Genomic DNA, 7,219 nt, shown 5'->3' on the forward strand with positions numbered 1-7,219 from the left:
CCTCCCATATATAGTACTAATAGGGTTATTTTAAAACATCTTTTTTATTCATTGGTGCTATATATAGTACGAGTGACTTTTGGTAATAGATATTCATAGGAAAAATGGAGGAATAGGGGATTTAGTTTACAAAATATTACAGATAAAATGCAAACAAAGGCAGTTTATCAGAACTATGATAAATCTTTTGTATAATTCGCAATAAGAGGTGAGAAAATTGAAAATTACGATATTAAGTATGCCGGTACATCACAGTATAGATTTGCCAGGAATGAGTACTATGCCGCCAACTGCAATTTATTTACTAGGAACGATTATGAAAAAAAAAGGATATGATGTAGACATTATTGATCCATACGAGTTTCGGAAATTGAATCCTTTCGATAGTTCAGAAGATGAAAAATTATTAAAATTGCTAAAAAAGAAATTATTAGGAACGGATTTGGTATGTGTATCAAGCAATACACTGAATTGGTCTATGACAAAAGTTTTATGCGAAGCAGTTAGAAAACTGTTTCCAGATATTTGTATCGCTATTGGTGGATTACATGCTACATATTTTGCAGAGTATTTGATGAAAACGAATTCAATAGACTTTGTTCTTAGAGGAGATGGCGAAAAATCCATTTTAGAGATGATAAGTGCAATTGAAAAAAAGGCAGATTATAAAGAAATTAGAGGATTGACATGGAAAGACGGAGAAAAAATATATAGTAATCCAGATGTTATTCCATTAAGTAAAAATCAAATTATGGAAACCCCGATTCCAGATTTTTCAACAGTGCCTAAGCAGGTATATGATATTATGCCTGTTTCTACATCAAAAGGTTGTAAATATGCATGTCGTTTTTGCTCAATTCCACACAAAAAGGATTGGATTGGTTACGAAAGTCAATGGGCTGCCGATAGGATACTAAAGAGTGTAGAAAGCTATGGGGAACGGTTTAAAAACAATCAAATATACATTGTTGATGACTGTTTTACTGCTGATAATAAACGAGCCATTCAAATATTAAAAACCATATTAAACCACAATAGTGATGTTGAAATTATCTTGGAAGCAAGAGCTTCAGATTTAAAAGATGGTGAACTTTTGGAAGTACTACAGTCTAAACAAATTGTGAGGATAGCAATTGGCATAGAATGCGGTTATAACATCGGATTAAAAAATATAAATAAAGGATTGACAATAGAATTGCTAGAGAAACGTCTACAAACATTTCAAAAATATGATTTGATTAAAAAGATGTTTTTTTCATTTATTATAGGATTTCCTTGGGAAAGAACATTAGATTATAAGCAAACATTAGATTATGCAGCTAGTATTGTACAGCGATTTGGATATCAAAATGTAAATGTAAATTGGTTAAATCTCTTTCCATCTGAGATTTGGAATAATAGGGATAAATATGGAATTTTGGTAAATGAAGATATTTTTGATATTCATGGGATGATCAAAAATCCTAAAATATTTAGAGATACTCATCCCCGTGTAGATGAATTTACTCAAAAGTTTATCGACAAATATGTTGATGACTATAAAAAAAATGGTATTTCTCTCATTAATGGATAGATAATACCAACTAAGAATTGGCTTTAATTTAGCCCTTCATTAATAAATTATAGTGCTATATCAAAGTGACTAGTTAAATTAATTTAAAATTTGGCTTTTAGGAGGATGATTTATATGAACACTAAGATTGAAAAAAAATGTTATGAAACCCCATCTATGAAAGAAACAAGTACAGGAAAGGTAAGAGAAGCCGGAATCGTAATCGTTATTGTCGTAGGTGTTGCAGTAACAGGAGTTTAAGTAGAAACAATTAATGAAGGGCAAAAATAATTAAAGATATAGGATAGCATTATAAAGAACCCCTAAACTAACGTAATGTTAGTTTAGGGAGTAAAAAGGAGAAAAAATGAAAGTATTAAAATCAGCTTCTATAGATTTAACGTATAAGTGCAATTTTAGATGTAAACATTGTTTTAACACAAGTGGTGAGCATACAAACAGAGGTTGTGAATTGACTGATGAAGAGATTCTGAAGGTAATTGAGGATTTAAAAGATATTCAAGTAGAATCTGTGTGTCTTTGTGGTGGGGAAGCTCTTCTAAGAAAAGAACTGTTGTTTGAGTGTTGTAGAAGGCTTAAAGAAAATGGTATTAGAGTGTCTACGGTATCCAATGGATATCTATTGGATAGAAGTATAGCAAGGGGGTTAAAAGATGCAGGGATAGATGTAGTTCAGATTAGTATTGATGGTGCAACAGAGGACACACATGATTGGATGAGAAATAAAGAAGGAAGCTATAAAAAGGCAATTAATGCATTGACAGTTTTACGTGATGAAGGAGTAAGAACTGAAACGGCATTTGTACCAACCAAGCGGAATATAAATGAACTAGATGCTGCTATTGATAATGCAGTAAACTTAGGTGTGGAGGCATTCCGAATTCAACCGATTATGAATTTAGGCAGGGCGAAGAAATATCTTACAGAATATTTTTTAGATAACAATGAATATATGTTTTGTAAAATGGTTTTAGATAGAAAGAGGAAACAATATATTCATGAAGATTTTATTATAGAATGGGCTGATCCAATAGAACATTTACAATTTTATAGTCGCTTGGAAAATGTGCTAAATTACGTAGGTATATCGGCGTATGGTGACATATTAGTGACACCCTATTTATCTATTTCTTTTGGGAATATAAAGCGTCATAGTTTGAAAGCGTATATAAACGCTGGTCTAAAACGAGCATGGCAAAATCCAGTTTTAAAAGAAATTATTGAAAATCTCCATTCAACAGAAGATATGGATGTCAGCAAAATGGGATTACCGGAGATTTTCGTAGAAGAAAATATTGATTTAGACTTGATTAGTTCAGACTACAAAGAAAAGGTGGAAAAAGTAATGCAGGATTGGAGAAGATAATTATGGAGAAAGTGAATGTGGAAATGATTTCTTATGCTGATGCAGGGGCATTATCTAGTTTTTTGAAAGAGAAATCAAAAGAGGCCAAAGGATATTATTTAAATTATCAATTAGATATACAGAATTTTGATGATCTAGTTGCACATAAGCTATTATTTGATTATCAGATAATAGCATTTAGAAATGAGAAAGATTATATTGTTTTTAAAATTTCGGAATTAGAAGAAACTAGGCCTATACTCACTTTGTTATGGGCTAATGTAGAAAATACCGAATTGTTTGAAAATGTAGTGGAGAAGATAAAACAGGAATATAGTTTTTACGGCTGGCAGGCAATTAGAATTGAGATACTGAAAAAACAATTTACTGCTGAAAATAGTAAATTTATAACTGAAGTTGTAAATGGAGAGCCATACATACTTCACTCAAACGAAACAGATAATGATAGATATTGTTATGAACTTAAGCTTTTATAAGGAGTGAGAAAATGGAATTAAAGGAGTTCTATAAAAAACTTGCTAAAAATGATGAAAAAAGGTTTTTCCCAGTATTTGATTCTGAAAATATTATTGTGGATAAAACAGACAATGGTTATAAAGTAACGCTTTCAGATTATACGCAGATTGACACAAATGAAGTTGCATATACAGTTTTAACTCTTTGTACAGCAGATAATTCAGTTAGAGGAATTTCAGATAAGATGATAGAGATTTATGACGCACCAGAAGAACTTATTCACAGAGATGTCATTAAAATTTTATATGATTTTTGGGCTAGTGGGATTATTACTTGGAAAGAAAATAAAAATTTTTATGCGAGTCTGTATGAGGAAGTGATGAATGGATGTACTTATAAGGCGTTACTTTTGAAAGAGGGTGTAAAATTTATTGAACAAAATAAAGATGCATTGATTTTTGATGCTCAGTTTGATCCGGATATAAAATTCACTCAAGCTTATATTGAAAAGGAAATGAGGATGAAGAATATGCGCTTTTTTCAATGTTACAAGGGAGAAAACCTTATCTTAGCTGCCTCATTAATCCCCAATAAAGCATACTGTAATGGAAAAGAAGAGATTATTTCTTTTAATATTGACAGTATATATATGAATGAAAAAGCGGAATATGACAGAATTGTACAAGATGATTTTTGGAAGTGGTGCATATCTTGGTTTGACGTTCCTAATAAAAACAGTAAAAGCTTTTTTAACATTAAGTCTTCTAATGATGAAAAACAAGAAAATGTATTTTCAAAGTTGTTTTTCGTTAGAGTTGAAAATGCTACAGAAGAAAATAATTATTACGAAAGATACGTTGAGTGGTAATAGGAGGACCTTATGGACATTATTCTAACGTTTATCCCTGCATTAAAAACGGAAACAAAATTTGAAACTTTAGATGCACCGCCATTGGCATTATATGTGTTAGCATCTGTCTTAAAAAAATCAGGTCATAAGATAACAGTAATAGATCCTTGTGAATATTTGATTTATGATGGAAAACCAAACTTAGACAAAATGTGTTTGGAGCTCTTAATTAAAAAGACGGAATTGAAGGCAGATCTTATTGCGTTTTCGTGTAATACATTCAATTGGGGGATAACAAAGGATGTTATTAATAATATTCGAAAAGTAGACAAGAAAATATTAGTGGCATTAGGGGGACTGCACCCTAGTATATTTGATAAACATGTGCTGGAGATTACGGAAGCAAATTTTGTTATCCGTGGTGAAGGAGAAAAAAGTTTTCCAAACCTTTTAGAAGCTTTAGAAAAAGGATATGATTTAAATACGGTATCTGGAATTACATATAGAGAAAATGGTGAGATAATTAGAACGACTGATAATGTGGCATTAGACACAGCATTTTTAGAAACGGTACCATTACCTGAATATTCTTTGATCCCTAAAATTAATCCATACACATCATATCCAATAGAGTCATCAAGAGGGTGTGCATTTAGCTGCGCATTTTGTTCTATACCACATAGACATAATTGGAGAGCATATTCTGCAGATAATGTTGTTAAAAGAGTAGAATATTTATATGACACTATAGGAGAAAGCTGCAAAAAACATTTGATGTTATTTGTAGATGACTGCTTCACAATTAACACAAAACGTGCAATAGATATATTCCGAAAATTATATCAGAAATATCGGTATGAACTACGATACTTTATTGAAGTTAGAATTTCAGATATAGTTAAACAGAATTTATTTTCACATATTCCTGTTGATTTAATAGAAAGTATGCAGATAGGAGTTGAATGTGGTTATGATGAGGGACTGAAAAAAATACATAAAGAAATTACAGTAGCACAATTGAAGGAAGCTATGAATTTAGTTAAAATAAATGGATATGCATCAAAATGTTTTTTGTCTTTCATTATAGGTTTTCCATGGGAAACGGAGAAGGAAATTGATCAGACTTTAGAAACTGTAAAATATATTGCAAGCGTATATCATGTAACGTGTAATATAAATTGGCTAATTTTTTTACCATCTGATTTATGGAAAATCAAATCAGAATATAATATTGATGTGGATGAAACTATTTTTGACAATGCTATTTGGCTGAACGATAGAGATATATTTGAGAAGGTTCATCCGCTTATGGATAGAGAAACTGTGCAAAGAATCGAGAAAAAAATATACACAATGAGTGAACATGGATTGCCTGTTTTGTTTAATAGTGCTCCTGAGCTTAGACCACATTAGTTGAGAAAAGAGGTGAAAAATTGACAATATTCAATTTGAAAATAATTGCGCTGATTTGTATGATTTTGGATCATATTGCAGAATATTTTTCTGGAACAGTTCCCATGGAACTGCGCTGGATTGGGAGAATATCCGCTCCAATATTTATATTTTGTGTAATTGAGGGGGTGATACATACCTCAAATCTGAAAAAATATTTGTTTCGTTTATATATAGGCTCAGCACTAATGGGTATTGGGAGTATTATTTTAAATCTATTATTTAAAAAGGCCAGTGTTCCTATAACTAATAACGTATTCTCTACGCTTTTTCTTATAGCTATGTTAATTACAGGTTTTGAATATGCAAAACCAATAAAGCAAAAGATATTTTTTGCTTTGACTTTTACAATAATGCAGATAGCAATTTTAATATTTGAATTTTTCATAGTAACATACTTTTTTAATAATGAGCCGGCACTGGTTCAAACGGCATATTATTGTGGAATAGGTGGAGTTTTACCTAATATTATTTTCTGTGATGGAAGTTTTTTATGGATTATTTTAGGTATATTAATGTATTGCTTCAGAGAAAAAAGAGTAAAGTTTATTATAATGTACATATTCTTTTCAGGGATTCAAGCAGTATTTACTATTTCTTATGGAATAAATATTCAAAATTTCTTGTTTATAAATTACCAGTGGATGATGCTGGCAGCTCTTCCTTTTATGCTTTTATATAACGGAAAGAGAGGAAAAAATGTAAAGAATTTCTTTTATGTATTTTACCCGTTGCATATTTGGGCGATTTTTATTTTATCAAATATGATAGCGATATGAAATATAGCTGAGAGGAACTGCCAATGTGGCAGTCCCTCTTAATTTGAAATCTATTTGTTAGTTTTTGGAGGAGTTACTATGAATGCAATAGAGTGTAAATCCCTAGAAGCATCTGCCCTATTTTTACGATATGGTTCAAGTAATGCTGCGAAGTTCAGAGCAAATTCATTCAATTCTTCTTTGGAAAGATATACAGGATATAGAGAGAAACCGGAACCATCATTTTCTATATCGATGCCTTCTTTTGAAGTATATTCTTTAAATTCACTCAATAATCCTAGCATATATTGCATAAAAAGTTGCATATACATTTTTCCAGAAGATACGCCTTGAGGATTTTTTAGTTCCTTTAAAAAATCAAAATTTAAAGCATAAACCTTCTCTACAGTACCACGGATGGGGTTTTCCTCCACAATTTTTAATATATCATCTTTGAGCATTTTGTTTAAGTATCGATATAAGGTTGCCTGTGGTATGTCAGTATATATTTCGCTTAGATGTTTGGCGGTAGTAGCTTTTTGGGAATTAATTTCCAATAATATTTTACATTTTATAGGATTAGTGAAGCAATTTAACAATTTATCATTCATATAACACAATTCCTTTCTTAATCTATAGTATAATATTATCATACTGATAATATTATATCAACTTTTATTTTATATGCCATAAATTATAGCACTGGCTTCAAAACGTTTTGCTTCATCTTTGAATTCGATCACACCATCGTATTTTTCTACAAC

At 30.9% G+C, this 7,219-nt stretch carries 8 protein-coding genes; 7 read left to right on the forward strand and 1 reads right to left on the reverse strand.

Annotated elements, in window-relative coordinates; all coding sequences use genetic code 11:
• Positions 1-217 precede the first annotated feature (217 nt).
• The 7 genes from NSA57_RS18995 to NSA57_RS19025 all read left to right on the forward strand — a co-directional run bounded on the left by NSA57_RS18995 (position 218) and on the right by NSA57_RS19025 (position 6,476).
• Positions 218-1,573: a B12-binding domain-containing radical SAM protein gene (locus NSA57_RS18995; RefSeq protein WP_257465795.1), complete on the forward strand. Its 1,356-nt coding sequence runs from the start codon at positions 218-220 to the stop codon at positions 1,571-1,573.
• 114 nt (positions 1,574-1,687) lie between these two features.
• Entirely contained in the window at positions 1,688-1,813 is a 126-nt protein-coding gene (locus tag NSA57_RS19000; RefSeq protein ID WP_257465796.1) for a hypothetical protein, read from the forward strand.
• A 106-nt stretch (positions 1,814-1,919) separates the two neighbouring features.
• Positions 1,920-2,939 carry a radical SAM/SPASM domain-containing protein gene (locus tag NSA57_RS19005; protein WP_257465797.1) on the forward strand — a complete coding sequence of 340 codons (1,020 nt, stop codon included), beginning with the start codon at positions 1,920-1,922 and terminating at the stop codon, positions 2,937-2,939.
• 2 nt (positions 2,940-2,941) lie between these two features.
• Positions 2,942-3,415, forward strand: coding sequence for a hypothetical protein (locus NSA57_RS19010; protein WP_257465798.1), 474 nt, complete (start codon positions 2,942-2,944; stop codon positions 3,413-3,415).
• 11 nt (positions 3,416-3,426) lie between these two features.
• Positions 3,427-4,263: a PqqD family protein gene (locus tag NSA57_RS19015; protein ID WP_257465799.1), complete on the forward strand. Its 837-nt coding sequence runs from the start codon at positions 3,427-3,429 to the stop codon at positions 4,261-4,263.
• A 12-nt stretch (positions 4,264-4,275) separates the two neighbouring features.
• Positions 4,276-5,658, forward strand: coding sequence for a B12-binding domain-containing radical SAM protein (locus NSA57_RS19020; RefSeq protein ID WP_257465800.1), 1,383 nt, complete (start codon positions 4,276-4,278; stop codon positions 5,656-5,658).
• Positions 5,659-5,678: 20 nt separating this feature from the next.
• Positions 5,679-6,476, forward strand: a complete 798-nt coding sequence (locus NSA57_RS19025; RefSeq protein ID WP_257465801.1) for a TraX family protein — start codon at positions 5,679-5,681, stop codon at positions 6,474-6,476.
• Between the two features lie 50 nt (positions 6,477-6,526).
• Here the strand turns inward: NSA57_RS19025 and NSA57_RS19030 are convergent, their stop codons facing one another.
• Positions 6,527-7,066, reverse strand: a complete 540-nt coding sequence (locus NSA57_RS19030) for a helix-turn-helix domain-containing protein (RefSeq protein WP_257465802.1) — start codon at positions 7,064-7,066, stop codon at positions 6,527-6,529.
• Positions 7,067-7,219: the final 153 nt, after the last annotated feature.

Source organism: Blautia caecimuris (assembly GCF_024622975.1).
In the GTDB taxonomy this organism is placed as follows: domain Bacteria; phylum Bacillota; class Clostridia; order Lachnospirales; family Lachnospiraceae; genus Blautia_A; species Blautia_A caecimuris.